Annotated in this window: 21 protein-coding genes; 12 read left to right on the top strand and 9 right to left on the bottom strand. The window is 71.9% G+C overall.

The genetic code is table 11. From position 1 onward, the window contains the following. Nucleotides 1-70 precede the first annotated feature (70 nt). Complete coding sequence (locus ABZ956_RS09255; RefSeq protein ID WP_361889271.1) at nucleotides 71-1,219, bottom strand: hypothetical protein; 1,149 nt, start codon at nucleotides 1,217-1,219, stop codon at nucleotides 71-73. 278 nt (nucleotides 1,220-1,497) lie between these two features. Between ABZ956_RS09255 and ABZ956_RS09250 the strand changes: the two genes are divergently transcribed. Then, nucleotides 1,498-5,388, top strand: coding sequence for a helix-turn-helix domain-containing protein (locus ABZ956_RS09250; RefSeq protein ID WP_361889268.1), 3,891 nt, complete (start codon nucleotides 1,498-1,500; stop codon nucleotides 5,386-5,388). Nucleotides 5,389-5,592: 204 nt separating this feature from the next. Beyond that, nucleotides 5,593-5,751, top strand: coding sequence for a hypothetical protein (locus ABZ956_RS09245; RefSeq protein ID WP_361889266.1), 159 nt, complete (start codon nucleotides 5,593-5,595; stop codon nucleotides 5,749-5,751). Between the two features lie 6 nt (nucleotides 5,752-5,757). Here the strand turns inward: ABZ956_RS09245 and ABZ956_RS09240 are convergent, their stop codons facing one another. Beyond that, entirely contained in the window at nucleotides 5,758-7,263 is a 1,506-nt protein-coding gene (locus ABZ956_RS09240; RefSeq protein WP_361889263.1) for a M28 family metallopeptidase, read from the bottom strand. Nucleotides 7,264-7,495: 232 nt separating this feature from the next. Then, nucleotides 7,496-8,284 carry a VOC family protein gene (locus ABZ956_RS09235; RefSeq protein ID WP_361889260.1) on the bottom strand — a complete coding sequence of 263 codons (789 nt, stop codon included), beginning with the start codon at nucleotides 8,282-8,284 and terminating at the stop codon, nucleotides 7,496-7,498. Between the two features lie 158 nt (nucleotides 8,285-8,442). Here ABZ956_RS09235 and polX point away from each other — a divergent pair, with 158 nt between their 5' ends. The 5 genes from polX (at nucleotide 8,443) to ABZ956_RS09210 (ending at nucleotide 16,593) form a co-directional block, all read left to right on the top strand. Beyond that, complete coding sequence (polX, locus tag ABZ956_RS09230; protein WP_361889257.1) at nucleotides 8,443-10,176, top strand: DNA polymerase/3'-5' exonuclease PolX; 1,734 nt, start codon at nucleotides 8,443-8,445, stop codon at nucleotides 10,174-10,176. A 210-nt stretch (nucleotides 10,177-10,386) separates the two neighbouring features. Further along, nucleotides 10,387-11,034, top strand: a complete 648-nt coding sequence (locus tag ABZ956_RS09225) for a hypothetical protein (protein WP_361889254.1) — start codon at nucleotides 10,387-10,389, stop codon at nucleotides 11,032-11,034. 461 nt (nucleotides 11,035-11,495) lie between these two features. Continuing rightward, the gene (locus tag ABZ956_RS09220) at nucleotides 11,496-12,911 is read left to right on the top strand and encodes an aminotransferase class V-fold PLP-dependent enzyme (RefSeq protein WP_361889252.1); all 1,416 of its coding nucleotides are present in this window, start codon (nucleotides 11,496-11,498) and stop codon (nucleotides 12,909-12,911) included. Beyond that, complete coding sequence (locus tag ABZ956_RS09215; protein ID WP_361889249.1) at nucleotides 12,908-13,798, top strand: hypothetical protein; 891 nt, start codon at nucleotides 12,908-12,910, stop codon at nucleotides 13,796-13,798. The genes ABZ956_RS09220 and ABZ956_RS09215 overlap by 4 nt, the downstream gene beginning before the upstream one ends. Then, on the top strand, nucleotides 13,786-16,593 hold the full coding sequence (locus ABZ956_RS09210; protein ID WP_361889246.1) for a pyridoxal-dependent decarboxylase: 2,808 nt from the start codon (nucleotides 13,786-13,788) through the stop codon (nucleotides 16,591-16,593). Before ABZ956_RS09215 ends, ABZ956_RS09210 begins: the two co-directional genes overlap by 13 nt. Here the strand turns inward: ABZ956_RS09210 and ABZ956_RS09205 are convergent. The 6 genes from ABZ956_RS09205 to ABZ956_RS09180 form a co-directional block, all read right to left on the bottom strand. Then, a complete protein-coding gene (locus tag ABZ956_RS09205) occupies nucleotides 16,573-17,106 on the bottom strand; it encodes a hypothetical protein (protein ID WP_361889244.1) in 534 nt (177 codons plus the stop codon). The two genes, ABZ956_RS09210 and ABZ956_RS09205, sit on opposite strands and share 21 nt — an antisense overlap. Before the next feature lie 192 nt (nucleotides 17,107-17,298). Further along, a complete protein-coding gene (locus ABZ956_RS09200) occupies nucleotides 17,299-18,258 on the bottom strand; it encodes a polyphosphate polymerase domain-containing protein (RefSeq protein ID WP_361889242.1) in 960 nt (319 codons plus the stop codon). Then, on the bottom strand, nucleotides 18,255-18,893 hold the full coding sequence (locus tag ABZ956_RS09195) for a DUF4956 domain-containing protein (RefSeq protein ID WP_361889239.1): 639 nt from the start codon (nucleotides 18,891-18,893) through the stop codon (nucleotides 18,255-18,257). The genes ABZ956_RS09200 and ABZ956_RS09195 overlap by 4 nt, the downstream gene beginning before the upstream one ends. Before the next feature lie 177 nt (nucleotides 18,894-19,070). Further along, on the bottom strand, nucleotides 19,071-19,778 hold the full coding sequence (locus tag ABZ956_RS09190; protein ID WP_361889237.1) for a VC0807 family protein: 708 nt from the start codon (nucleotides 19,776-19,778) through the stop codon (nucleotides 19,071-19,073). A 120-nt stretch (nucleotides 19,779-19,898) separates the two neighbouring features. Further along, nucleotides 19,899-20,141: a hypothetical protein gene (locus ABZ956_RS09185; RefSeq protein ID WP_361889234.1), complete on the bottom strand. Its 243-nt coding sequence runs from the start codon at nucleotides 20,139-20,141 to the stop codon at nucleotides 19,899-19,901. Between the two features lie 122 nt (nucleotides 20,142-20,263). Then, nucleotides 20,264-20,893: a pyridoxamine 5'-phosphate oxidase family protein gene (locus tag ABZ956_RS09180; RefSeq protein WP_361889231.1), complete on the bottom strand. Its 630-nt coding sequence runs from the start codon at nucleotides 20,891-20,893 to the stop codon at nucleotides 20,264-20,266. A 293-nt stretch (nucleotides 20,894-21,186) separates the two neighbouring features. Here ABZ956_RS09180 and ABZ956_RS09175 point away from each other — a divergent pair, with 293 nt between their 5' ends. The 5 genes from ABZ956_RS09175 to ABZ956_RS09155 all read left to right on the top strand — a co-directional run bounded on the left by ABZ956_RS09175 (nucleotide 21,187) and on the right by ABZ956_RS09155 (nucleotide 25,893). After that, nucleotides 21,187-23,433: a germacradienol/geosmin synthase gene (locus tag ABZ956_RS09175; protein WP_361889228.1), complete on the top strand. Its 2,247-nt coding sequence runs from the start codon at nucleotides 21,187-21,189 to the stop codon at nucleotides 23,431-23,433. A 97-nt stretch (nucleotides 23,434-23,530) separates the two neighbouring features. Next, nucleotides 23,531-24,154, top strand: a complete 624-nt coding sequence (locus tag ABZ956_RS09170) for a histidine phosphatase family protein (RefSeq protein ID WP_361889226.1) — start codon at nucleotides 23,531-23,533, stop codon at nucleotides 24,152-24,154. A gap of 102 nt (nucleotides 24,155-24,256) precedes the next feature. Further along, on the top strand, nucleotides 24,257-24,745 hold the full coding sequence (locus ABZ956_RS09165; protein WP_361889223.1) for a hypothetical protein: 489 nt from the start codon (nucleotides 24,257-24,259) through the stop codon (nucleotides 24,743-24,745). A 248-nt stretch (nucleotides 24,746-24,993) separates the two neighbouring features. Next, on the top strand, nucleotides 24,994-25,179 hold the full coding sequence (locus ABZ956_RS09160; RefSeq protein ID WP_361889221.1) for a hypothetical protein: 186 nt from the start codon (nucleotides 24,994-24,996) through the stop codon (nucleotides 25,177-25,179). Between the two features lie 147 nt (nucleotides 25,180-25,326). Continuing rightward, entirely contained in the window at nucleotides 25,327-25,893 is a 567-nt protein-coding gene (locus ABZ956_RS09155; protein WP_361889218.1) for a MauE/DoxX family redox-associated membrane protein, read from the top strand. Nucleotides 25,894-25,897 lie beyond the last annotated feature (4 nt).

The raw sequence follows: 25,897 nt of genomic DNA, 5'->3' as shown, positions 1-25,897 counted from the left end.
GACGCCGCACCATCCGCTACCGACGCACCGTCCCCTACCGACGCACCGACCGGGACGACCTCTAGTACCGCTAGTACCGCAGGACAGCGGCCAGCCGGTCCTCTCCGGCGAGGGTGTCGTCGGGGACGAACTCGATGTCCGCGCCGCTGTTGAGAGCGGTTTCGACGATCTCGTCCACGACGTCCTCGCGGATGGCCGGGTCCGCCGCCAGGGGCTCGGTGGGTGACTCGACCTTGACCGGGTGGCCGCCGTTCCCGTCGACCCGCGCGGTGACCTGGTAGTGGTCCTCCACCGCCAGCAGGGCCACCCGGCCCTGCCGGACGGTCTGCCAGATCTCGTCGAGCCCGGAGGTGAAGCGCCGGGATCCGCGCGCGTCGTCGAGGCGGCGCAGCACCTCCCCGCGCCGCGAGCTGCGACGTTCGTCGAACGCCGGGTGCAGCAGGGTGAGGAGGTCGTGAGCGGACTTGCCGACCGCTCCCCCGTTCTCGACGCGGGCGGCGATCACGTCGCGGGCGGGGAACACCTTCTCGAACAGCGCGATCTGCTCCCGCAGGCCGACGACGTACAGCGGCCGGCGGCTGCGCTCCAGGACGGGCATGAGCGCGCCGGCGACCTTGCGCATGTACTGACGCTCGCGTTCGACGTGCGCCTCCTCGCGCTCCGTCATGGAGTGGTTGCCCACCTTGTCGAAGTTACGGCCGGGCAGTGCGTCCTGATGGTCCGGTAGTTCGGGCAGTACCGGGAAGGCGTCGTCCGTGACCGCCTCGAGGGTGTCGCCGGCGCCGTCCCACAGCCGGGTCTCGCTCTCGGACAGCACCAGCGCCCAGTAGGGCTCGCCCAGGAGGCGGGCGGCGACCAGGTTGCGGGTGAGGAAGGTGTCCGCGACCACCACGCGCTGGGGCACCGAGCGCGGCAGGTACCAGACCTGGTGCTCGCCGGGGGCGGCCAGGATGAGCAGCCCGTCGGACGAGTGGGTGAGGTCGACCTCCGCGGCCGCCGCGTCGAGCCGCTTCTCGACGTCCATGCGGGCGGCCCGGGTCACCTTCGGGTCCTCCGCGAGCCGTCGTTTGGCCTCCGCGACCGTGTTGCGCAGCCGCACCGGGTCCTCGCCGCTGTAGGGCGAGCGCCGGGTGGTGGGCAGCAACAGCGACACCGCCGGATAGTCGCGCGGACGGCGCAGGTCACGGAGTGTCGCGTCGGTCAGGGCACCGATATCCATCGTCATCCTCCTCCGGGCCCGCTCCCGGGCCTTTCCCAGATGACCAGAGGCCGGGCCGTGCGGCCAGTCGGGCGCCGCCGCACGGAGCATCGCGTCACCGTTCGTGACGACCGAGGGGGCGACGGTCACTCGAAGGACCGGTTTCCGCGGCGTCGGGCTTCGATCCCGGCCGTCACGGCCACCGGACAGGACAACCTGTGGCAAACAACCCATTCGGACGGTTGTGGCCACCCGCCCGTCCCGGCGGAGAGACCCCTCCAGGAAGAAGGACGGCATTGATGCGCCAGCGCGGTGACGAGGGCGACGGCGGCGGGACCTCCGCTTCCACGGTCGCCCCGGGAGAGCAGTTGCGCCGGCTCCGGCAGGCGCGCGGCATCTCGCTGGCGGGGCTGTCCGACCTGGTCCACTACACGAAGGGCTATCTGAGCCGGGTGGAGACCGGCGAGAAGCCGATGACGCCGGAGGTCGCCCGGCGCTGCGAAGGCGCCCTGCGCGCGGCCGGGGAACTGTCCCGGTTGGTGTCGGAGGCGGACCGCGGCCGGCGCGGAGCGCGCGGCACGCCGCTGGAGGTCTGCCCGTACCGCGGTCTGGCGGCGTTCGGGGTCGCGGAGGCGGGCTGGTTCTTCGGGCGCGAACGGGCGACGGCGGCGCTCGTCAACCGTCTCACCGAGCGGCTGGACGGCTCCGGACCGACCGCCGTGGTGGCCGCGTCGGGTACGGGCAAGTCGTCGCTGCTGCAGGCGGGTCTGGTGCCCGCGCTGCGCCGTGGGGTCCTGCCGGTGAGCGGTTCGAGCCGCTGGCCGGTGGTCACCGTGCGGCCCGGCGCACAGCCGGTGGACACCCTGCTGGCCGAGGTCGCCCACGCCTCGGCGACCGATGCCGGGCACCTGCGGAGGGCCCTGGACCAGGGGCCGGCCGCCCTGGCCCGGGCGGTGCACGAGGCACTCCAGACGAGCCGGCGGACGCCGGGTCGTACAGCGGGGACAGCGGGGACAGCGGGAAGGGACACCGCGGAGCCGGTGCGCCTCGTGCTCGTCGTCGACCAGTTCGAGGAGGTCTTCACCCTGTGCGCCGACGCGCACGAGCAGGCGGAGTTCGTCCGCGCCGTGCACGGGCTCGCGACCGGGCCCGCCTTCGCCGGCGGCCGGGACGGCTCGGCGGCGCTGGTGGTGCTCGGCATGCGCGCCGACTTCTACGGCAGGTGCCTGGCCTTCCCGGAGCTGGCGGCCGCCCTGCGCGACGGCCAGCTGCCGCTGGAGCCGATGCGGGCGGAGGAGCTCCGTGAGGCAGTCGTCCGGCCGGCCCGTGCGGTGGGGCTGGATCTGGAGCCCGGGCTCGTGGAGCTGATCCTGCGTGACCTCGGGGCGGAGCACCGCGGCGAGGGGCACGGCGGGTACGGGCCGGGTACGCTCCCGCTGCTGTCCCACGCGCTGCTGGCGACGTGGCAGCGCCGCCGCGAGGGCGCCCTGACGGTGGAGGGCTACCAACAGGCCTGCGGCATCGCCGGCGCGGTGGCGGCGACGGCGGAACGGGCGTACGCGCGCCTGTCGCCGGCGCGTCAGGAGGCGGCGCGCTCGGTGCTGCTGGGGCTGGTCCGCGTGGACGAGGACGGCCGGGCCACGCGCGGCCGGGTGGCGCGCGAGCCGTTGGCGCGGCAGGCCGGTGCCTGCCGCGGCGCGGCCCTTGACGTGGTGGAGGAGTTCGCCCGCGCCCGGCTGCTGACCGTCGACGCCGACGAGGTCGCCCTGGCGCACGAGGCGGTCCTGCACGCCTGGCCCCGGCTGCACGGGTGGATCGAGACGCACGCCGCCACGCTGCACGCACGGCAGCAACTGGGCGTGGCCGCCCGGCAGTGGGACGCCGAAGGCCGCGACCCCGCCCTGCTGCCCCGGGGCAGCAGGCTCGAGGCGGCCCGTGACCTCCTGGCCCACCCCCTCGGGACGGTGAGCGAGGTCGAACAGGCCTATGTGGCGGCCGCGGTGGAGCACGCCGCCGCCGAACGGGCCGCGGAGCGGCGGCGGACCCTCGTTCTGCACCGGCTGCTGGCCACGTTGGCGGTGCTTCTGGTCCTGGCCGTGGCCGGTGGCGCGCTGGCGGCCCATCAGGGGCGGCGGGCCGTGGCGGAACGCGGCGCCGCCCGCTCCGCGGAACTGGCCTTCCGCTCGACCGCGCTGAGCGCCGCCCGGCCGGAGGTGTCGATGCTGCTGGCGACCGCCGCCTGGCGGCAGGCGCATACGCCCGCCGCGGCCGGCGCGGTGCTCAGCTCCCAGGCGCAGTCCTACGCCGGACGGCTGACGGGCCACCGCGGGCCGGTCCTCGCCGTCGCCTGGCAGCCGCGCCCCGGCCGGCTGCTGTCCGCCGGCGCGGACGGCACCGTACGACAGTGGGACGGCACCGCAAGCCGACGGTCCAAGGTGGTGGCCGAAGGCCGCACGGCGGTACGGGCGCTGGCCGTCGCACGCCGCGGTCCGCTGGCGGCGTGGGGCGACGACGCGGGCACGGTGACGTTGTGGGACGCCGCCACCAGTCGTCTCGCCCCTGTGGCGCGAGGCGGCGCACACCACGGTGCCGTACGGGCGGTGGCCCTGTCCGACCACGCGGAGGTGCTGGCGTCGGCGGGGCGGGACGGCACCGTCCGCCTCTCCCGCCCGGGCGGCACGGCCACCGAGGCCGCGGCGGGGAGCGCGGGCGCCGGGGCGGAGTCCTTCGACGCCGGGCTGGGGCCGTTGTACGCCGTGGCCGTCACCGGGGACGGCAGCCGGGTGGCCGCCGCCGGCCTGGACGGGCGGGTGTGGCTGAGGGACGTCCGTACCCGGCGGAGCCGGATCGTCGGCACCAAGGGCCACGGCCAAATCCACTCGCTGGCCTTCTCCCCCGACGGACGGCACCTGGCCACCGGCGAGTGGAACGAGGACGTCGGGCTGTGGAACACCGCGACCGGTGAACGCGAGGCCGCTCTCGAGGGCCTGCAGGACTCGGTTCTGGCCGTGGCGTTCTCACCCGACGGCAAGCGGCTGGCCGCCGCCGGGCAGGACGACACCGCGAGCGTGTGGGACCTGTCCGGGCGGCGCCGGACCGCCGTGCTGGCCAGCCATCTCGGCCCCGTGCACGGCATCGCCTTCTCCCCCGACGGCCGCCGGCTGGCGACGGCCGGCGAGGACGGCACGCTGCGCCTGTGGACGCCGCGCGCCGGCGCGGACGCCGGCCCTGCGACGGCGTGGCTGGACGCCGCCCTCAGCCCGGACCGCGCCGTGCTGGCCGTCGCCGGGCAGGACGGCACGGTACGGCTGTGGGGGACCCGGCGCCGCGGCGTGCGCGTCCTGCGGGTGTCCGACCGGCCGGTGCGCGCGGTGGCCTTCAGCCAGGACGGCTCGCTGATCGCGGCGGGTGACGGGCGCGGCACCGCGACCGTGTGGCGGGCCGCTTCCCCGGACCGCCCGGTGCACCGCTGGCAGGCCCACCCGAGGGCGGTCACCTCGGTCGCCTTCCGCCCCGGTGACCCGTCCTCGCTCGCCACGGCCGGCGAGGACGGTACCGCGCGACTGTGGCGCACCGCCGGGGCGACGCCCCATCTGGAGCAGCGCCTCCTCGGCCACGAAGACGCCGTCTACCGGGTGCTGTTCCTCGACGGCGCCACCCTCGCCACGGGCAGCCAGGACAACACCGCCCGGATCTGGCGCGCGTCCGACGGCCGTGAGCTGCGCAAGCTGGCCGATCACGCCGATACGGTCCTCGGGCTGGCCGTCAGCCCCGCGGGGACCACGCTGGCCACGGCCAGCCGCGACTACACCGTCAAGCTGTGGGATCCGCGCGACGGTCGCCGGCTGCGGACTCTGGCCGGGCACACGGGCCCCGTCACCTCGGCCGCCTTCGATCCGGGCGGCAGCCGGATGGTGACGACGGGCCGCGACAACACCGTCCGCGTCTGGGATCCACGTGAGGGGCGGCTGCTGCTCACCCTGACCGGGCACACCGGCCGGGTCAGGGCCGCGGCGTTCCTCGGGGAGGGCGGCCCGGTGGTGTCGGTCGCCGAGGACGCCACCGTGCGCCGGTGGAACCTCGGCGTCGACGCGGTCCTGGCCGGCGCGTGCGAGGCGGTCGGCGGCGTCGACGAGCGGACCTGGCGCCGCCTGCTGCCGGATGTGCCCTACGTGCCGGGGTGCCCTTGAGGCGGGCGGCCGGCGCACCGGCCGCCGGCGCCCCCTGGAAAACCGCAGGTCAAAGGGGGTTGCCCGGCCCCACTTAGCGGGGGCAACGGGCAACCCCTGGCTCACGCCCTGTCATATGCCGAGACTCAAGACACCGGACGCCATGGTTCCGCTCCAGCCGGCGCCTCCGCTCCCACGGCCGACGTCGACGAAAGAAGCCCGGTCATGAACACCGAACTCACCGACATGTTCGCCTTCGCCATCACCATGGCCGCCTGTGTGACGCTGATCCTCGCCGACCACATCAGCCCCGCCGCCCTCAGCGAGTACGCCGCGGCCCTGACCGGCGTCTACGCCGCCTGGCACAACAGACCGCGGCTGTAGCCGGGGTCAGCCCTTGACCGGCTCGGTCAGCGAGCTCAGGTCGTGGGCGTAGATGCCGACCGTGTGGGCGATGACGTCGATGTTGGTGTCGAACGCCTTGCGGTCGATGTTCGCCAGGTTGTCGCCGGCGCTGTGGTAGTTCGGGTCGTAGGCGACACCCGCCGTGCCCCCGAACTTCTCCGCCTGCTCCTTGGTCTTGACGCCCTCGGCACCGGTGAACGTGCCGCCCGCCGGGATGCCGGCCTTGATGAACGGCCCGTAGTCGGAGCGGCCGTCGAAGTCGGTGCCCTCGTGCGGCGCGCCCTTGCGGTCCAGGTAGCCGTTGATCAGCCGCTCGATCTGTGCCGAACCCTGCGGGCCGGGGCCCTCACCCTTACGGTCGGAGTCGTCGCCGTCGTAGACGAACTCGACCGGGTTGGGCGAGGCGATCATGTCGAAGTTGAGGTAGAGCGCGATCTGCTTGCGCTGCTTCTCGCTGAGCTGCTTGACGTAGTGCTCGGAGCCGAGGAGGCCCAGCTCCTCGCCCGACCACCAGGCGAACCGCACCTTGTTGGCGGGCTGCTGACCGGGCTTGCGGATCTGCTCGGCGAGCCTCAGGGCGACCTCCAGCAGGCCGGCGGAGCCGGAGCCGTTGTCGTTGATGCCCGGGCCCTCGGGCACCGAGTCGAGGTGGCTGCCGAGGGCCACGACGTGGTCGGCGCTGCCGCCGCGCGTCTCGGCGACCACGTTGCGGGTCTGGCGCTTGAGCGCCTCGGTGCTCACGTCCAGGTTCACCGTGGTCTCGCCCTTGGCGACCTGCGCGGCGAGCGCCTCGCCGTCGGCCTTGGAGATGCCGCCGGCGGGGATGTGGGCGTTGGCCGGGTCGCTGACCGTGCCGTGCACCGGCTCGGTGCCGGAGTGGTTGTAGAGGATGAGGCCGATGGCGCCCGCCTTCGCGGCGACCTCCTCCTTCTGCTGGAAGGTGCAGTTGCCGCGCTTGACCAGCGCGATCTTGCCGGTGAAGGTGCCGGAGGCGTAGTCGTCCAGCTCGCAGCCCGGGGTCTCGTCCACGCGGGCCGCGGCGAGCGGCGCCACGAGACCGCCCTTGGGCGAGGACTTGCTGAAGCTGTAGGCCGCCACCTTGATGTCCCGCGGCTCGGGCGAGACGACGCTCAGCTTCTCGCCCAGCGTCTTCGACTCGTAGAAGTCGAAGTTCTGGTACGAGACGTCGTAACCGGCCTTCTTCAGCAGCCGGTAGACGTACTCGGTGGACGCCTTGTGCCCGGCCGTGCCGGCGGCGCGGTTGCCGCCGTGCTCGTCGGCTATCTCCTGGAACTCCTCCAGATGGCGGTAGGCGCTCTTCCCGGAGGCGGCCTTGACCAGCTTCTTGGCGAGCCGCTCGGCCTTGTCGCGCTGCTGGGCCGAGGTCGTCGGCCGGGCCTCGGCGGGGGCGGCGGCCGCGAACAGTACGGGGGTGGCGACGGCGGTCGTGACGAGCGCCGATATCGCTCTGCGGCGGAAGTGTGCGCGCACGGATGTCCCTTTCCGGAACGGGTCGGCCCTGGTGTGGCCGCCCGGGCTACGGTCAACGCGATCGAACAAAGATCGCGGCTGAAGGGGACGGTACCGAGTCGACGCAGGTCACGGGAGGGGTCTGAGAGCAGTTGACACAAGATCGACACCTTCCGTCCGACGGGCCACGACCGCGCTGCCCGCACCTTTTTGACGGGGCTTCGGCGCGGCCCGCCACGCTCCGGTGGATCCGTCAGGCCGAGGCGCTCGTGATCACCGCGAACGGCGCCTGGAAGGGATCGAGGAACATGGCCAGCCGGCCGATGCCCGGCGCGTCCATGGCGGGAATGATGACCGTGGCGCCCCCTTCCGCGGCCGCCGCCACCGTGGCGTCACAGTCCTCCACCTCGAAATACGGGTGCCATTCGGAACGCGAGCCGGCCACCAGATTCTCCTCGGGCAACTGCATGAGGCCACCGTGCATGGTCTCCACGCCACCGCCCGCGGGCCCCGCCACGGTATAGACGAGCTCCTCCCCCATCGGCATGTCCCGCGTCTCCCAGGCAAAGACCTGCTGGTAGAAGGTCTTCGCCGCGGCCCCGTCGGTGGTGTAGAGCTCGATCCAGCTCGCCGAGCCGGGCGCGTTGACCAGGTCCAGTCCCTGGACCTCGCCGGCTTCCCAGACCGCGAACTCGGCCCCGGTCGGGTCGGTGAAGCCCGCCATCCGCCCGGCCGTGAAGACGTCGAACGGCCCGAAGCGCACCGTGCCTCCCGCCTGCTCCACGGCCTTCGCCGTGGCGTCGGCGTCCGTGGTGCGGAAGTACACCGTCCAGGCGGAGGACGCCCCCTCCTCCGTCAGCGGCCCCACGGCCGCCACCGTCTTCCCGCCCACCTGGAAGAAGCCGTAGCCGCCCGCCTCCGGACCGGCGGAGGCGAACTCCCACCCGAAAACGCCCCGGTAGAAGGCGACGGCCGCCTCGACGTCGGGTGTGCCGAGGTCGAGCCAGTTCGGCCCGCCGGGGACGTGCGTGGATGTCAGCATGGGTCAGCTCCTCGGACAGGGTGCCGTCGGTTGGCGTGGTGCCGTCGATCGGAATTCAGCATGGCAGGGGCCACTGACAGTCGCCCCCCGACGGCATCCGGCCCGACCGTGGACCCGCCCGGAGTGTGGCCCCGGCGTCCCCGTGGCACGCTGGAGCCATGGTCCGGCCCAATGAGGAGGTCGAGGCGCTGCTGCAGGAGTACGCCGACCTCGTCGCGATCACCGGTGGTGACGCCTTCAAGGCCCGCGCCTACGAAAAGGCGGCCCGCGCGATCGGCGGCTATCCCGGCGACGTCTCCACGCTCGATGCCAAGGGCCTGCGGGACATCCCCAACGTGGGCAAGTCGATCGCCGAGAAGGTCGTGGAATATCTGCGCACCGGGCAGGTCTCCACCCTCGAGGAGGTCAGGGCGGCCATTCCCGCCGGTGTACGGGAACTCATCACCATTCCCACGCTCGGGCCCAAGAAGGCCATGGCTCTCTACGAGGAACTGCGCGTCTCCTCCGTGGAGGAACTCCTCGACGCCATCCAGGCGGAGCGACTGCGGGACCTGAAGGGCTTCGGCCAGAAGACCGAGGAGAACATCCTCCACGGCATCGCCCTCATGCAGAAGGCCGGCGGCGGACGGATCCTCCTCAGCAGCGCCATGGACGTCGCGGACCAGGTGGTCTCCGAGTTGTCCGGCATCAAGGGATGCGAAGGATGTACGTACGCGGGGTCACTGCGCCGGATGCGCGAGACGATCGGCGACATCGACATCCTCGTCGCCGCAGCCCGCTCCGGCCCCTTCATGGACGCCTTCGCCGGCCTTCCGTACACGGCCGAGGTCATCGCGCACGGCCAGAAGAAGACGTCCATCCGCACCACGAAGGGCCTCCAGGTCGATCTGCGCGTACTGCCGCCCGACGCCTGGGGGGCGGGCCTGCAGTACTTCACCGGTTCCAAGGCACACAACATCCGCGTCCGTGAGATCGCGGTGCGCCACAAGTTCAAGCTGTCCGAGTACGGGCTCTTCCACGCCGACAGCGACAAGAAGATCACCTCCCGGACGGAGGAGGACATCTACGCCCGGCTCGGCCTGCCGTGGATCCCGCCGACGCTGCGCGAGGACCGCGGGGAGGTCGCCGCCGGGCTGCGCGACGAACTGCCCGACCTGATCGCCGAGGACGACATCCGGGGCGACCTGCACACGCACACCGATCTCACCGACGGCCTCGCCTCACTGGAGGACATGGTGGCCGCCGCCGCGCAGCGCGGCTACGCCTACTACGCCATCACCGACCACGCCCCGGACCTCTACATGCAGCGCATGACCGACGCCAAGATGCTCGCCCAGCGCGAACAGGTACGGGCCCTGGACGGCAAGCACCGGAAAATGCGACTGCTGCACGGCACCGAACTCAACATCGGCCCGGACGGCGGCGTGGACTGGCCCGACGAATTCCTCGCCGGCTTCGACCTGTGCGTCGCCTCGGTCCACTCCCACTTCAACCAGAGCCGCGAAGAACTCACACGCCGCCTCGTACGGGCCTGCGAAAACCCGCACGTGGCCATCATCGGCCACCCCACCACCCGCCTGATCGGCAAACGCCCCGGCATCGACGCCGACTTCGACGCCGTCTTCGCCGCCTGCGCCCGCACCGGCACAGCCCTGGAGATCAACGCGCACCCCGAACGCCTGGACCTGTGCGACGAGGACATCCTGCGAGCCAAACGGTACGGCGTGAAGTTCGCCGTGAACACCGACGCCCACTCCACCACGCACCTGCCCTACATGCGCTACGGCGTGGGCACCGCCCAACGCGGCTGGCTGACGAAGGACGACGTCATCAACACCTGGCCCCTGCAACGGCTGCGGCGCTTTCTGCGTCCGTCGGCTCTCCAGAGCTGATCCGGGTCGCTATGGACAACGGGCAGGTCGACTCCGCCCCGGCTCGCCGTGCGGGGCGGAGCCAGATGAACGTCGGCTGTGATGGGGAGGCGTGAGGAGGCTCGTTCCTTGTACACCATATGGCGCAGCCTGGAACGCCCTGAGGTGCGCTGTAAACGAAGGGCGCTCAGCCTCGACGTAGCGCGCGCGAAAAACAAAGGAGGATCGGACATGGCTCTCAAGGACAGCATCTGGGACGCTGTGATGGCGGCTACAAGTGCCCGTAAGGCCGCCAACGCCGCGGAGAAAGGAGACAAAGACGCGGTCGAAGAAGCGATCGCGCTGTCACCTCCCCGATTCTCTGAGATCGACTGGTCGACCGCGGGCCTGGGTGAAGGCGAATCGCGGGGGACCGTGGCCGGCGAAGGCATGCTGGAGATCCTTAAGCCGTCCGGTGAGGACCAAAATGCGGTCAAGGCAGCTGAAGAAGCTCTTTCAGCCGCCATCGAAGCAGCGCAGGCGGCTGCGCGTGAGGTGCTCGACGCAATGAATTCGGGTGATCCCGAAAGAATCAAAGCCGCCAACGCCAAGGCGCGAGCGGCGGGTGACGCCGCGCAACGTGAAGCCTTCCGCGTGGACAATCTACTCAAGGACCCCTCATCAGGTCTGGCAGATGCGGAAAAGGCAGTCAATGAATGGTGGACCGCTAAACAGGCCGATGCGAAGGAAGCATACGATCAGGAAGGCAGCGTGGAAAGGAATATTCACGCAAAGATGACCAATGACGCCGCAAAGCGAGAAAAGAGCGGCGGTGGCGAGGTAGGTGACGCGGTGACCGGCGTTCTTGGCGCGGGCAGTAAGTGGGGGAAGAAGGGGTAGGCTCCGCTTGCCAAAGAATACGGCCCCCCGCAGTCGATCCGGAGGACCGATCACGGGGGCCAGGGGGCGGACGTCAGCGCGCCCGGTTGATGGACGCGAACACCGCGCGGCCACTCTGCACGGGATCGTGAGGTCGCGCCGGCTGGATGGTCCGCGTTCTCGAGCGATCCGTCCCAGGAAGACCTTGGTGTTGGACTCGGATGACATCGGGGCGACGGCGTTGTTGTGATCGCGGACGAGGTCCAGCGCTGTGCTGAGCTCAGCATGAGGCGGCGGCCACCGGGCCGGGACGCCGGACGGTGGCCGTGGACAGCGCAAACCGTGCGCCGATGCGCGGTCACCTGCCCCGTGTGTCCTCACTACCCCCCTTCGGGTGATTACCGCCGATTGTCGCTATGAGGCGATTTACCGCCGCTATGGTGATCCGGTCGGGGAGGGGTCCGGCGCGGGGGTGGGGACGGATGGGGATCGAGCTGGAGCACTGGCTTGAGCGGGGCGCCGTGGCGTTCCGGGAGTGGGCGCGGACGTACGGGGAGTTCTCGGGCCATCCCGCGACGGCGGTGGACGAGGCGGCGTTCGAGGTGGCCTTCGAGGAACTGACCGCTCGGCTGCGCGGCAGCTACCCCTTCTTCCATCCCTGCTACGCCGGGCAGATGCTCAAGCCGCCGCATCCAGTCGCGGTCGTCGGCTACGTGGCCGCCATGCTGGTCAACTCCAACAACCACGCCCTGGACGGCGGTCCGGCGACCTCCGCCATGGAGGAGGAGGTGGTCGGACAACTGGCGGCCATGGCCGGATACGCCGACCACCTCGGGCACCTGACCAGCGGCGGTACGCAGGCGAACCTCGAGGCGCTGTTCGTCGCCCGCGAGAGCCGGCCCGGTGCGGGCGTGGCCGTCAGCGGCGACGCCCACTACACGCACAGCCGGATGTGCCACCTCCTGGGCATCCCCGTGCACACGGTGCCGGTGGACGGCCGGGGGCGCATGGACGTTGGCGAGCTGGAGCGGCTGCTGTCCGCCGGGAACGTCGGGACGGTCGTCGCCACCACGGGGTCGACGGCGCTCGGCGCCGTCGATCCGCTGCACCGCATCGTCCCGCTGGCGCACCGGTACGGGGTGCGCGTCCACGCCGACGCCGCCTACGGCGGGTTCTTCAGGCTGCTCGCCGACGGTGACGCGCAGCCGCTGGCCGCGGAGACCGGCGAGGCCCTGCGGGCGATCGCCCGGTGCGACTCGGTGGCGATAGACCCGCACAAGCACGGCCTGCAGCCCTACGGTTGCGGGGCGGTACTGTTCCGGGACCCTGAGGTCGCCCGGTTCTTCCGGCACGATTCGCCCTACACCTACTACACGTCCCGCCGGCCGCACCTGGGGGAGATCAGCCTCGAGTGCTCCCGCTCGGGGGCGGCCGCCGCCGCTCTGTGGCTGACGCTCAGGCTGTTGCCGCTCACCCGTGAGGGGCTCGGAGGAGTGCTCGCCGCCGGGCGGCGCGCCGCCGTCCGCTGGGCCGGGCTGATCGACGCCTCCCCGTACCTGGAGCTGTACCAGCCTCCCGAGCTCGACATCGTGACCTACTATCCGGCGGCTGCGGCGGACGCTCCGTACCGGCTGACACGCATCGCCGCCACGAGCGGCGAGGTGATGCGCCGGGGGATGAACGCCAAGGAGGAACCCGTATTCCTCAGTGTCGCCCGGATCCCCGCGGCAGAGTTCACCGCGCGGCACCCGGATGCCGTCGTCGACAGCGACCACACCCAGGTCCTGCGCAGCGTGCTGATGAAGCCGGAGAGCGAACCGTATCTGGAGCATCTGCACCACCGGGTGGAGAAGCTGGCCAAGGCGGCGTGCGCCGGCCTGCGCGGGGACGGCCGATGAGCGTGGAGCGGGATGGCGTGGTTCCGCCGGGGACGACGTCGTCGGCGCCGGTCACCCTGGCCGCCGACTCGCGCGTCCCGTCCGTCGCCGCCGGTGCGACGGCGGCCGACTACGAGCGCTACTTCCGCATCGTCCGCGGCGCGCCGGACCTGGTCTCCTGGACGCGCGACGTGCTGCGGCTCCAGAGCGCCGTCCTCGCCGACCTTCCGGCGACCGGCCTGAACGCTCCCCAGCGCGCCGACGTCCTGAACGGCCTCCTGCTCACCTCCCACGTCACCCTGACCGCGTGGCTGCGGCCGCGTTCGCTGCCGGACGAGCCTCCGGCCGGGACCACGTCGGCGGGCGCGAGGGATCCCGCCGGCGGCCCGGTCGGCGACGACGGTGGCGATGCGCTGCGCCGCTGGAAGCTGGGGCACCAGCTCTTCCACCTCCTGCTGACCGTCATGAACAGTGTCCTGGATGACACCTTGACCGAGGTGCGCGGAGCGCGCTGGGCGTCGGTCTGCCGCGATCTGGAGCGGCTGCGGGCGCTTTACGACGCGGCCACCGCCGCCATGGCCTACGCCTCGGACTTCCCCGCGTCCGTCTACCGGGACGACGTACGGCCCACGATGGAATCGCCGTTCCTGGCCCCGGGGTTCTCAGGGGTCCTCAACAGGGAGCACCAGGTGATGGCGGAGCGGATGCGCGCCCTGCTGGACTCGCTGGGGGATGTGCCGCGCACGGTACCCGTCGCCGCGATCCGCCGTGCGGAAGCACTGCTCCGGGCGGCCCAGCGGCGCAACCGCGGAGCGCATGCGGTGATCTGTGAGCGCTGCGTCCCGGATGGCGCCTCGCTCCTCCAGCAGCACTGGGCCGGCGCCGGGGAGCGGCCGTGGGAGAGCTGACCGGGCACACGAGCGTCGACTCCGGTGCCGTGGGAGACATCGAGGGCATCGACGCGGGCACCGGCCTGCGGCTGCTGGCCGAGCTGGTCGACGAGGCCGTATGGCTCGACCACTGCCCGTTCCTGAGCGCGTCGTTCGGGCCGGCGCCTGACTGGCTGCGACATGAACCGGTGTCCGCCTGGCAACCGCTGCCGCCGCCCCCGCCCGACCACCGGCCGCCCCCGCCCGGTCCTCGTCGCGTCTGCGTGTCCTTCGCCCCCGAGCATGGGGACAACGCCCGCGACTGGGCACGGACGCACGGTTACCGGTTGCTCGCCCCGGAGCCCGCCGTCACGGCCCAGGCGGCCGACAAGATCAGCGTCACCGGGCTGTTCGCCGAGGCCGGGGTCCCCCTGCCGCCGTTCCTGGTGGTCCCCGCCACGGACCGCGAACCGGCCGAGACCTACTGGGACGGCCGGTGGTCCCGGGCGGTCGCCCAGCGCAGGGAGAACAACCTCATCGGTCGCGGGACGGTGCCCGTCGCCGGGCCGACGGGACTGCGGGCCCGTCTGGAGGCGTGGCCGGACGAACCCGTAAAGCTCAGCCGATTCGCCCCCGGTATCTCCCTGACCGTCACCGCGTGCGCCGGCCCGGACCGGACGGTCGTCTCGGCGGTCTCCCACCAGTTGGTGGGGCTTCCCGAGACGGCCGCCTCCTGGGGCGCGCACTGCGGCAACCAACTCGTCGGCCCCGATGATCTGCCCGCCGGGCTGTACGCGCAGGCGCGCTCAGCCGCGCGCCGCGTCGGCGACGTCCTGCGGGCGCGCGGCTTCCGCGGCGTCTTCGGCCTGGACCTCGTGGAAGACGACGGTCGGCTACTGGCCGTCGAGGTCAACCCGCGCTTCCAGACGGTGGTCTCCCTCGTCCAGGCGGTCGAACGGGCGGCAGGGCTGCTGCCCTCCCTGGGGCTGCACATCCTGTCCTTCCTCCTGCCCGCCCTGCCCCCTCCGGTGTCCAGTCCCTTCCCTCCGGGACAGCGCCCCAGCCAGCTCGTTGTGCACGCCGGCGCCGGCACCACCGTGCACCACCTGCCCGCCGGCGGGCGCTATCGCCGGGACGGTGAAAAGGCGGCCGGGCCGTTCCCCGGACCGGCCGACGTCACCGGGCTGGCCGACGACGAAGCGCTGTGGTGGCCCGTCGCCCACCCGGGGCCCGTCACCACGGGCCAGGAGCTCGCGCTCGTCCAGTTCCCCGGGCCGGTCGCCGACCTGGAACCGCGCCCGCGTCCGCGGCCCGGCGCCCTGGACTGGATCGCCTTCTTCCACCGGGAGACCGTGGGCGGCCCGCCCCCACTACGGCTGGACGAACGGCTGATGCGCGAGGCCGGTCACCACGCCGTCGAGCTCGTCATCGAGCGGATGACCGCGCCCGGCTCCCGGCCACCCCTGCACGTCCCCTCGCCCGGCGCCCTCCGTGCCGCCCTCGACGAACCTCTCCCCGAGCACGGCACGCACGACCTGCCCGGCCTCCTCGACCACGTGACCCGGCAGGCCCTCACCCAGGCGACCCGCCTCGACCACCCCCGCTGCTTCGCCTTCGTACCGTCCACCGGCAACTTCCCGGCCGTCCTCGCCGACGCCCTCGCCTCCGCCCACCTGTCCGTACCCGGCGCCTGGCTGGTCGGAGCGGGGCCCACCCAGCTCGAACTGACCACCCTCGGCTGGCTGAAGACCTTCCTCGGCCTCCCGGACGGCCACGGGGGCCTCTTCGTCAGCGGCGGGTCCACGGCGAACCTCACCTGCCTGGCCGCCGCCCGCGACCACCACCTCGACGGACGGCTGCACAACGCCCGCCTCTATTGCTCCTCCCAGGCCCACCCGTCCGTCGCGCAGGCCGTCCACCTGCTGGGACTCACCCGCGAACAGCTCGTCGTCCTGCCCGCCGACGACCGGCTGCGCCTGGAGGCCGACGTCGTGGCCGACCGCGTCCGCCGTGACCGGCGCGCTGGACTGCGACCCTTCGCCGTCGTCGCCACGCTCGGCACGACCGGCACTGGGACCGTCGACCCGCTCGACGACCTCGCGGACCTGTGCGAGGCCGACGGCCTGTGGTTGCACATCGACGGTGCCCACGGCGCGGCCGCCGCCGGCACCCCCCGTGGGCATCACCTACGGGACGCCCTCGGCAGAGCCGACTCCCTCACCGTCGACCCGCACAAGTGGCTCTTCCAGCCCTACGAGATCGGCTGTGCGCTGCTGCGGCGGCCGGAACTGCTTCCGGCGACCTTCGGCATGGCACGCCACGCACTGGACGACGGCTACCTCAGGCCGGCCCACGCGCCGCATGCCGCCGATGCCACGGGCGGGGAGGTCAACCTCTCGGACTACGGACCTCAGCAGAGCCGCGGCCTGCGCGCACTGAAACTCTGGCTGTCCCTGAAGACCTTCGGCGCACGGGCGTTCCGGCAGGCCATCGAACACGGCATGGACCTGGCCGAGTACGCCGCCGCCCTCATCGACGCCCACCCGGACCAGACGCTGGTCACACCGCCCGGCCTCGGCATCCTGACCTTTCGTCACGACCCTCGCGACGCACCTGCGATGTGGGATGCAGACGCAGCCCAGAGCCACGTCAGCCGGAGGGTGTGTGCGGACGGCCAGGCGATGCTCCTTACCACCACGGTGCGTGGCGCCACCGTGCTGCGCATGTGCACCATCAATCCCATCAGCACCCGGGCTGACGTGGCGCACGTCCTGGACCTGGCCGCACGGTACGGCCGGGAGGTTGAACAGGCGTCAGACGATCAGCAGCGTTGACGGTCCGACGATCTGTTCCACGCCGCGCTTCGACGCGCACTCGAGCGGGTTCAGCGCGGCCTGAAGGCCGGGTGAGGCCACCGTCCGGCCCTTGAACCTGCCCTCCACCACCCGGCCCACCACCAGGACGACCGCCTGGCCGGCGACCTGCTGGACGGTGCCCATGTGGTACACGACCTTCGTCTTCTCCCCGGTGTTCCACGTGACGCGCTCAACAGTGGTCGCGTCGGAGAAGAAACAGCCGTTCCGTCCGCCGCCGCTGATCGAGGATCTCCCCCACTTCACCGCCGGATCCGTGGACAAACAGCTGTACGCACCGCTTCCGCCGATCCGGGTGCGCTGCGCGGCCAGCGAGAGGCCGGGCGAGAACGAGATGGTGTTGCTTCCCGTACAGCTCACGGCAGCGCGAGACGTGTGCGCCGACGCCTCGGGCACGGCGGTCCCCAGCACGGCCAGCGTGACCGACGCGGAGACGGCTGCGAAGCGCCGGATCCTTGAAGGCTTCCCGCCCATGGTCCCCCCACCCCTCCTTCTGCCTCCCCGTGCACCAACGGCACCATCCTGCCGGTTCGGAACCCGTGTGTCCGGGCGTACGCCACCGAGTCCGGAGGCCAATCGCAGCACGACGTTCGCGTAAGGCGCGCGATGCCGTCGACGCGCCCTGCGCCCGGCCAACCCTCCGCCGGTGGGTGCCCAGTGGCGGCGTCAGATCACCTCGACGCCCTGGGGTGAGCCGGACCGACACGGCCGGCTGACGCCCTCGAAGGCGTGGTGCACGGCGCGGCGCCAGCGGTTGGCGGGGAGGGTGGGGTTCAGGGCGGCGAGGGCGCCGCAGTACTTGGTGAAGTCTGCGGGTCTCAGGCCGTGGGCGTGGAGGAGGCGGTCCGCCTCGGTCAGGCGGCCGGTGCTCTTGGTCTCCACCAGGACCAGGCCCTCGTGGGCGCGGACGGTCCGGCCGGTGCGCAGGTCGGTGCAGGCCAGGCCCGCGTCGCAGGTGATGCGCTCGCCGTCGGCCACCAGCGTCGCCCGGAGGTAGTCGGTGCTCAGGGACGCGTCGAGGGTCCGGGGTGCGTCGATGCCGTACGACTGACGCAGGGTGGCGGCGAGGAACGAGCGGGAGGACGCGTCCAGCGGGGTGGCGTCGCCGGTCAGGGGGCGGCGGTGCTTGACGGTGTCGCCGCGCCGCCCCTTGAGCTTGATCTCGAATTGGCGTTCTCCGCTGTCCTGGTAGACGCGTTCGCGGACCTTGAAGCGCAGCCGGCGGCCCTGGCGGTGGTCGTGGAAGGAACGGAGCCCGGGCGTGTCGTAGTAGACGGAGTGGTAACGGAAGGTGTTCCGGCCGTCGATGGTGAGGACCCGGAAGGGGGCGTCCACGCGGCGAGGGTCCGTCAGCAGCGCGGCCAGATGGACGAAGGCGTCGACGGGGACCAGGTAGCTGCGGTCGAAGCGGACGAGCAGCTCCGCGCGTTCGTTGACCTCGGCGAGGGCGACCGGCTCGGCGGCTCGGGCGGCCCGTGCGATGGCCAGCACGGAGAGCGCCTGGCCGGAGTGGGCCCGGGCGGAGTGGGTCCCGGCGGACGGGGGCCGTGCCGGGAGTCCGGTCAGCTTCCGGGCCGCTGGCACCGGAGCGGGCGGGGAGGCCGGGCGGGCTGCCCGGGCGTTCATACGGTCTCCCACGTGGGCCTGCCCTGGGTTGGGCATTCGATCTGCCCGTCGCGCGCCGGCACGCCCGGCTGTCCCGGCAGGGGCTCGCGGTAGCGCACGTCGACGACGGTCAGGTCGCGTACGTAGTCGACCTCCATGACCGTCCAGTTCAGGGGCTCGCCGAGCCGCCGGGCGAGGTCCGCGCGCAGGGCGGCCGGGTCGGCGTGCACGACGTCGAGGGTGACGAGCGTCCGGCGCGAACGCGCGAACAGCTTGGGGTGGTCGGCTCCGTACACCACCAGCAGCAGGACGGCGCTCAGCGCGGCGGCCATGCCGAGGGCGAGGTGGGGCAGGCCGCAGATCAGGCCGAGCACCAGGGTGGTGAAGTAGTAGGCCACTTCTTCGTGCTGGACCGCGTCGGAGCGGAGCCGGATGATCGACAGCACGCCGAAGAGGCCGAAGCCCAGGGCCGTGCCGCCGTTGCCGCCGATCTCGGCGAGCGCCGCCACGACGGTGAACAGGGCGACGTTGAGGGCGAGGTAGGCGGGAACCAGGTCGCGGCGCCGGTGCCGCGGATAGTAGACGGCAAAGGTCAACAGGCACACGGCGACGAGGTCGAGTCCCAGGTGGGCGGCAAGATGTCGCACGGATTCCATCGCTTCCTCCCTCGGTGCGCCCGGACGGTCCCCGGGGCGCTGAGGAAACTCTTGGTGAACGCGGTCACCGTACTCGGTGAACTATGCGAATCCTTGACGAAAACACTGAGGACGTGACCGGTTCGGGAAGGATCTCGTCCCATCAAGCACTCTTGCGCCGGCCCGGCAAAGGGGACGTCAGCCGGCAGCGGCGGCCGGCCCGGCGGCCGCCTCGGCGGCTTCGGCGGCCTGGCTCCTGGCCCGGGCGCGCTTGGAGCAGGCCACGGTCCAGGCGATCAGCAGCGCCGGGGTGCCGTAGGCCAGTACCGGGTTCACGACGACCATGGTGTGTGTCGGCAGGACGGAGGAGAGCCCGATCCGCGCCAGCGCCTCGGCGGTGTACCCCAGGCCCCATACCAGGGTGATCCCGCGCATCACCCGCCGGAAGCCCGCCTGCCGCTCCCACAGGGCGTTCCAGCGCGCCAGGCCCTCCTTGGTGCCGTCGGTGCCGAACTTGCGGCCGAAATAGAACATCAGCGGGCGCGGGGCGGCCAGCGTCGCCAGGCAGAGCAGCCCGAACAGGCCGGTGACGGCGGAGTCCTTGACCAGCAGCAGCCGCGTCGAGTGGGGGCCGACGGCGGTGACGGCGAGGGTCAGCAGCATGAAGAGCAGGGTGATCACCGCGAACTCGTCGACCCGCCGGTGCCACACCAGGTACACCACCGTGTCCACCAACGGCCAGACGCCCGAAAGGACCAGGGCCGAGAACTCGCTCCAGCCCGCGCCGGTCAGCCGGTCGTAGGTCACGATCGGCAGCACGATGTTGCAGACGATCGAGACGCTCCAACTCAGCGCGGTGGTCTTCGTCGTGCGCCGCACGGACGGCGCGGGCGATGGTGAGGACACGATTCCCCCGGGATCAAGAACAGATCCGAGGGACCCTAGGGGGAGATCCGGACACCTGGCAAACGCACGCCCCGCGGCCGGCACGACGCGGTGCCGGCCGCGGGAGGCGGGCGGGGCGGGTCAGCCGTCGGCCAGCGGCGAGCGGAGGTAGATCTGGCCGGCCGCCTCCTGCGGCAACTCGTTCTTGACGAGGGCGGCGGCCCGGTCGACCGGGACGGTGTCGACGTCGGCGAGCCGGGTGACGCGGCTGGTCAGGGGCTGGCCGACGGGGCCGCTGCCGCCGCTCTCCGCGGCCTCGGCGCTGCCGGCGGAGGCCAGGCCACAGGCCGCGAGGAGAACCGATCCTGCCGCAACGCGGTGCATGGTGCGAATTTTCATGATCTGCCCAACGACCGCCAGGGACACCCGACACGAAAAGCGCGAGAACGCCCCCTTTCAGGTGGATCTCATCAAGTGGATCTCATCCAGAGGCCGGGCGCGGAAGCTCAGACGTAGAGACCCTCGGCGTACCGCGGCCCGTAGTAACGCTCCAGCTCCTCCAGACTCTGCCCGGTCGGCTCAAGGGCGTTGGCGATACGGGCCCGGGACGGCACCGCCTCGGGGTCCCAGGTCTCCGCCTTCCACAGGGACGAGCGCAGCAGGGCCTTGGAGCAGTGGAAGAAGACCTCCTCGATCTCGACGAGGAGGGCGACCTGGGGGCGGTGCCCCTTGACGGTCATCCTGTCGAAGAACGGAGCGTCCCGGATCAGGCGGGCCCGGCCGTTGACGCGCAGCGTGTCGCCGCGCCCGGGGATCAGGTAGAGCAGACCGACGTGCGGGTTGGCCAGGACGTTGTGGAAGCCGTCGGCCCGCCGGTTGCCCGGCCGCTCGGGCACGGCGAGGGTGGTGTCGTCCAGGACGAGGGTGAAGCCGCGGGGGTCGCCCTTCGGGGAGGCGTCGCACCTGCCGTCCGCCGCGGCCGTCGACACCACGCAGAACGGCGACTGCTCCAGCCACTTGCGGTCCTCCTCGGCCAGCCGCGTGCGCACCTTGCCCGCCGCCCGGGCCGTCGGCCGGCCGATGATCTCCGTCAGCTCCTCCTGCGAGGTGATCTCCACTATCCCCGTGGTGTCCATCGAGGAATCCCCCTCCGTACGATCCGAGTTCACGCGATGCAGCGGCGGCCCGGCCGCCGGAGCGGCCGGGCAACTCCCCGTCCAGCTTATGCAATCGGCACATGCGCGCAGGACGCCGCAGTCCCCGACGGTCCCCGACTCCCCCCAGCGGCAAGATCCTTAACCGAGCGGGTCCCGGCATTCACCACATTGAGGGATAAGCCCACTTTCTTGGGGGCTTTTCGCCGTCCACCGCCTAGCCTGCGAGTGATCGTCCGCCCGCCCCCGGCCCGACGCGAAAGGCCGCGCACGCGATGCCGAACCCCTTCGAGCTTCCCCGCTTCTACACGCCGTATCCGGCACGTCTGAATCCGCACCTGGAAAGCGCCCGGGAACACTCCAAGGCGTGGGCCAGGCGGATGGAGATGATCGAGGGCTCCGGCATCTGGGACGAGTCGGACTTCGACTCCCACGACTACGCGCTGCTGTGCTCCTACACCCACCCCGACGCCTCGGGCCCCGAACTGGACCTGGTCACCGACTGGTACGTGTGGGTGTTCTTCTTCGACGACGACTTCCTCGCCAAGTTCAAGCGCACCGGGGACACGCGCGCGGCGCGGGCGTATCTCGACCGGCTGGCCGCGTTCATGCCGCTGGATACGGCCACGCCCACCGAGGAGCCCGCCAATCAGGTCGAGGCGGGCCTGGCCGACCTGTGGGCCCGTACCGTGCCCGGCATGTCGGACGGCTGGCGGCGGCGCTTCCGGGAGAGCACCTGGCATCTGCTCGAGGAGTCGATGTGGGAGCTGTCCAACATCAACGAGGGCCGGGTCGCCAACCCCGTCGAGTACATCGAGATGCGGCGCAAGGTCGGCGGGGCTCCGTGGTCCGCCAACCTGGTCGAGCACGCGGTGGGCGCCGAGGTCCCCGACGACATCGCGGCGAGCCGGCCGATGCGGGTGCTCAAGGACACGTTCTCCGACGGGGTGCACCTGCGCAACGACCTCTTCTCGTACCAGCGGGAGACCGAGCAGGAGGGCGAACTGGCCAACGCGGTGCTGGTCTTCGAGCGGTTCCTGGGCTGTGACACCCAGCAGGCGGCGGACGCCGTGAACGACCTGCTCACCTCCCGGCTCCAGCAGTTCGAGCACACCTCCCTCACCGAGGTCGCTCCCCTGCTGGCGGACCACGCCCTCGACGGCCGGGCGGCCGCCGACGTCTTCGCCTACGTCAAGGGCCTGCAGGACTGGCAGTCCGGCGGCCACGAATGGCACATGCGCTCCAGCCGCTACATGAAGAGCGCTTCCGGCGGCGCCTCCCCCGAGGTGGGCGCCCTGCTGGGCGGTCCCCTCGGTCTGGGCACCTCCGCCGCGCGCCTGGTGCCGTCGATCCTGGCCGCGCTGCCGGCGCGGCTGCGCGGCCACACGCACGTACCGTTCGAGCAGGTGGGCCATCTGCCGCTGCCGGACTTCCGGATGCCGTTCGAGACCCGGCTCAGCCCGCACCTGGACGCGGCCCGCCGGCACAACGTCGAGTGGAGCACCCGGATGGGCCTCATCGCGCCGTCCCCCGCCGACGTGCTGGCCGGGCACTGGGACGAGGAGAAGCTGCGGGATTTCGACCTGGCGCTGTGCGCCGCCGGCATCCACCCGGGGGCCACCGTGGAGGAGCTCGATCTGGGCACCGCCTGGCTCACCTGGGGGACGTACGGCGACGACGTCTACCCCGCGCTCTTCGGGCGCACCGGCGACATGGCCGCGGCGAAGGCGTGTCACGACCGGCTCCTGCTGTTCATGCCGCTGGACGGCGTCGTCGCGACGCCCCCGCTGAACTGCCTGGAGCGCAGCCTGGCCGACATCTGGGTACGGACGGTGGGCCCCATGTCCCCGCAGACGCGCCAGGAGTTCCGGGACGCCGTCGAGGTGATGCTGGAGAGCTGGCTGTGGGAGCTGGCGAACCAGCAGCAGAACCGGATCCCCGAGCCCGTGGACTACATCGAGATGCGCCGGCTGACGTTCGGCTCTCCGCTCACCATGTTCCTGTCCCGGCTGCGCCAGGGGAAGGTCCTGCCGCCCGAGGTCTACCGTTCCCGCCCCGTGCAGGCCCTGGAGAACGCCGCCTCGGACTACTCCACCCTCATGAACGACGTCTTCTCCTATCAGAAGGAGATCCAGTTCGAGGGCGAGGTCCACAACGCCGTCCTGGTCGTGCAGAATTTCTTCAACTGCGGGCGCACCGAGGCGCTGGGCATCGTGAGTGATCTGATGCAGTCGCGCATGCGGGAGTTCCAGCACGTCGCCTCCGTGCAGTTGCCCGCCCTCTGTGAGGAGTTCGCTCTGGACGCCGAGGCCCGCGCCGCCCTGGACGGCTACGTCAAGGAGCTCGAGAACTGGATGGCGGCCATCCTCACCTGGCACCGCGACTGCCGCCGTTACGCGGAGGCCGACCTGCTGCGTCATGCCGCCCCGTCCGCGGCCCCGCGGCCGGCGGTGCCGCTGGGCGCCCCCACCGGGCTCGGCACGTCGGGCACCCGGCTCGCGACGCTGCTGCGCACGTCGTGACGGCGTGCGGCCCGCCCCGCGCGGAACCGGAGGACGGCCAGCGGCGTCCCCCGGGGAGACCGACGAGATCACCGACGACCGGGGAAGTGCTGCGCACATGACGGGAACAGCCGCTCGCTATCTGTATCTGGTCCGGCACGGCGAGGCTCTGGCGGACCAGAGCGGGCTGACGGACGACGGCCGCCGGCAGGCCGCGCTGCTCGGCGAGCGGCTGCGCGGCGTGCCGTTCCCGGCGGTCCACCACAGCCCGCTGGCCCGGGCGGTGCAGACCGCGCAGGTGATCGGCGAGCGGCTCGGCGGGGTTCCGCTGCGCCCGTCCCGGGCGGCCGGGGACTACCTGCCGCACGTGCCGACGGCAGAGGATCTGCCGCCGCAGTGGGCGGACTTCGTCCTCGCCTTCCTGGCCAGGTTCCCGGAGGAGGACGCCGGGCTCGGCGCGGCGTTGGCCCGTGAGGCCGTGGAGACCTTCACGGGCCCGGTGCCGGGCGACGAGCCGCGCCACGAGCTGGTCGTCACCCACAACTTCCTCATCGGCTGGCTCGTACGGGCCGCTCAGGACGCCCCGAAGTGGCGCTGGATCGGCCTCAACCAGGCCAACGCCGCCCTGACCGTCATCCGGTACGCGCCGGACCGGCCGCCCTCCGTGCTCTTCTTCAATGACATGCGGCACTTGCCGGAGGAGCTCCGCTGGACGGGCTTTCCGCCCGAGCTGCGCGTGTGAGGCACCGCGTTTCGCACATTTCTTCGCCCGCGTCCCGGTGAACGCCTAGCCTGGTCCGGAATCGGTGATGCACCGTCACCACCTGATGAGTGAGGGACATTCATGCGCACTGTCATACCTCGCACCTGGCGTTCCGCCGCGACGCTCGCCGCCGCCGCGGCGGCCCTCGGACTCTTCGGGGCCGCGCCCGCCCAGGCGAGCCCCGGCCCCGTCCCCGCGCTGAGCGGCGCGGAGAAGGCGCTCCTGGGTTCGGACGCGCCCAAGGCCGTCGTACTGGACCCGGCCACCGGCGCCGTCCTCTCCGTCCGCGCGCTGCCCCGGACCCCGGAGCCCGGGATCGGCACCCACAACTACTGCAACTCCGGCGACGGCTGCTTCCTCAGTGGCCGTGTGCCCTATGCCCACCAGGGCTTCTACGGCTCCGCGGGCACCTCCCGCGGGAACTGGCCCTACCGCAGCGGCTACAACACGGGCAGATACACCGCCTCCGCCTGCTGGGTGCAGGCGTGTGCCCAGCGGGCCCTGCCGCCCAACACCAGGGCGGACTTCGGCGGCACCCTGGTGACGGGCACGTCGTTCCGTATTCACTGAATCCACCGAACCCACTGAATCCCCTGACACGGCGAAGGCCCCCACCACCCGGTGGGGGCCTTCGTTCCGTTCGGAACATCCTCCTCCGATGTTGGCCTGAATGCAGGTAGCAGCATTCCGGATACGGCATGAAACTCCCCATGTCCGCCCCTGAGAACCGGCGGGCCGAAGGCTCAGCGACGTATCCCTCGCCCGCTCCTGAAGCGACGTGCGAGCGGGCGCCACTTCGATGACGAAGGAGTGCGTGCATGTCCATGAGGCTGGAATCGATGGGCACCAGGCTGCTCAGCCTGTTCGTGCCCAAGGTCGAGGCGGCTGCGGCCGTGCAGGCCTGTCAGTGCTTCAACTCCTGCTGGCAGTGCGCGCGAAGCGCCTGCTGCGTGAACACGTACTGCGGCTCGATCAACTGCTGGAAGAGCTGTCCTAAGTGCTGACGCCGTAGGAAGCCGCCGTCCGGCGGCTTCTGTGCGTCAGATCTGCGCGTAAGAGGGGAACACCGGTGCGACGGCGTGCGGCTACGGACGTCGCCGGGTGCCGGTGTTCCCCGGTCGTCCGCCGGGAACAGCCGTGGAGGAGAGTCCGTGCCGTACGCAGAAACCGCGATCCGCTGCCTGATCGGAGGAATGTTCCTGATCTCCGCGGCCGGCAAATTGGCGGGAGCGCGCGCTTTCGGCGCGTTCGCCGATTCCCTGCGGGACATGCGGTTGTTCCCGGCCGCCCGCGTCCGCCCGCTGGCCGTGCTCGTGGTGGCGGCCGAATGCCTGGTCTGCGTACTGCTCGCGGTGCCGGTCCGACCGGTGGCCGCCGTCGGCTTCGTCGTCGCGGCGGGGCTGCTGCTCGCCTTCGCGGGGGCGGTGGCGGTGGTGGCCGCGCGGGGCACGCGGACCTCCTGCCGGTGCTTCGGCACCTCGTCGGTGCCGCTGGGCCCGCGGCACGTCGTACGCAACGTCCTGCTCGCGGCCGTGGCCGCGGCCGGGGCGGCGGCCACCCGGGCGACCGGTCACACGCGCCCGGCCGGCCTGGTGCTGGCGGCCCTCGCGGGGCTGCTGCTGGGCGGGCTCGTCGCCGTGCTCGACGACATCCTCGGGCTGTTCCAGTCCCTCGACACCCCCGGCGCCGCCGTCACCGCGCGCGGTCCGCGCCGATAAGAGA

The organism is Streptomyces sp. NPDC046261 (assembly GCF_040646235.1).
In the GTDB taxonomy this organism is placed as follows: domain Bacteria; phylum Actinomycetota; class Actinomycetes; order Streptomycetales; family Streptomycetaceae; genus Streptomyces.
The sequence above is the reverse complement of the archived record's forward strand: the minus strand, read 5'-3'. Positions and strand labels throughout refer to the sequence as shown.

Bases quoted from the DNA above. Each gene is read 5' to 3' on its own strand.
- ABZ956_RS09200 (WP_361889242.1), bottom strand. From the start codon at position 18,258: ATGAACGCCCGGGCAGCCCGCCCGGCCTCCCCGCCCGCTCCGGTGCCA.
- ABZ956_RS09220 (WP_361889252.1), top strand. From the start codon at position 11,496: ATGGGGATCGAGCTGGAGCACTGGCTTGAGCGGGGCGCCGTGGCGTTC.
- ABZ956_RS09215 (WP_361889249.1), top strand. From the start codon at position 12,908: ATGAGCGTGGAGCGGGATGGCGTGGTTCCGCCGGGGACGACGTCGTCG.
- ABZ956_RS09175 (WP_361889228.1), top strand. From the start codon at position 21,187: ATGCCGAACCCCTTCGAGCTTCCCCGCTTCTACACGCCGTATCCGGCA.
- ABZ956_RS09180 (WP_361889231.1), bottom strand. From the start codon at position 20,893: ATGGACACCACGGGGATAGTGGAGATCACCTCGCAGGAGGAGCTGACG.
- ABZ956_RS09170 (WP_361889226.1), top strand. From the start codon at position 23,531: ATGACGGGAACAGCCGCTCGCTATCTGTATCTGGTCCGGCACGGCGAG.
- ABZ956_RS09205 (WP_361889244.1), bottom strand. From the start codon at position 17,106: ATGGGCGGGAAGCCTTCAAGGATCCGGCGCTTCGCAGCCGTCTCCGCG.
- ABZ956_RS09245 (WP_361889266.1), top strand. From the start codon at position 5,593: ATGAACACCGAACTCACCGACATGTTCGCCTTCGCCATCACCATGGCC.
- ABZ956_RS09165 (WP_361889223.1), top strand. From the start codon at position 24,257: ATGCGCACTGTCATACCTCGCACCTGGCGTTCCGCCGCGACGCTCGCC.
- ABZ956_RS09160 (WP_361889221.1), top strand. From the start codon at position 24,994: ATGTCCATGAGGCTGGAATCGATGGGCACCAGGCTGCTCAGCCTGTTC.
- ABZ956_RS09195 (WP_361889239.1), bottom strand. From the start codon at position 18,893: ATGGAATCCGTGCGACATCTTGCCGCCCACCTGGGACTCGACCTCGTC.
- ABZ956_RS09255 (WP_361889271.1), bottom strand. From the start codon at position 1,219: ATGGATATCGGTGCCCTGACCGACGCGACACTCCGTGACCTGCGCCGT.
- ABZ956_RS09185 (WP_361889234.1), bottom strand. From the start codon at position 20,141: ATGCACCGCGTTGCGGCAGGATCGGTTCTCCTCGCGGCCTGTGGCCTG.
- ABZ956_RS09235 (WP_361889260.1), bottom strand. From the start codon at position 8,284: ATGCTGACATCCACGCACGTCCCCGGCGGGCCGAACTGGCTCGACCTC.
- polX (WP_361889257.1), top strand. From the start codon at position 8,443: ATGGTCCGGCCCAATGAGGAGGTCGAGGCGCTGCTGCAGGAGTACGCC.
- ABZ956_RS09225 (WP_361889254.1), top strand. From the start codon at position 10,387: ATGGCTCTCAAGGACAGCATCTGGGACGCTGTGATGGCGGCTACAAGT.
- ABZ956_RS09250 (WP_361889268.1), top strand. From the start codon at position 1,498: ATGCGCCAGCGCGGTGACGAGGGCGACGGCGGCGGGACCTCCGCTTCC.